Source organism: Leclercia barmai (assembly GCF_049312895.1).
Lineage (GTDB): Bacteria > Pseudomonadota > Gammaproteobacteria > Enterobacterales > Enterobacteriaceae > Enterobacter > Enterobacter barmai.
Genome location: NZ_JBMNWZ010000021.1, coordinates 1 through 455 on the forward strand (window position 1 = coordinate 1; position 455 = coordinate 455).

The following is a 455-nucleotide window of genomic DNA, read 5'->3' on the forward strand; positions in this document are numbered from 1 at the left end:
TGGCAATAAACGCGTGGGTGATACAGGATCCAGGCTTCGTCGGAATGGCATCATTATCCCTGCCGCTGATTCTCGCCATCAGCAACTGCATCTGGCTGACATCACTTTCTACATAGTTTTGAATTGGATCACCATTGCGTTGCCTTTCATAACGTGAAGCTGAATCATTGACTGTTTGCTTTTGTAGCTTGATAACCACGCCATTGGTATACAGATAACCTTCCAGAATTCGCATTGCATCTGCAACACTTTCGTTTACATTCCTTTCAAATATCACACCATCCATACCATCCGGTAACTGCCAGACCTTTTTCAAAAAGGGCATGTTTTCACTTCTGAGGGGATTGCTTGCACGTAATCCAGCCTCCCTTCTTATCAACTGTTGAACAAAAGCTGGATGGTACATTTTCTTGGTAGCAAGATAGGTTTCATACATATCTTCCGGCCTGGAAATT

Annotated in this window: 1 pseudogene; it reads right to left on the bottom strand. The window is 43.5% G+C overall.

Annotated elements, in window-relative coordinates:
- Window positions 1-436 (bottom strand): annotated as a pseudogene (locus tag ACOYA6_RS23040) (T6SS immunity protein Tli4 family protein); the annotation flags it as partial.
- Between the last annotated feature and the right edge of the window lie 19 nt (window positions 437-455).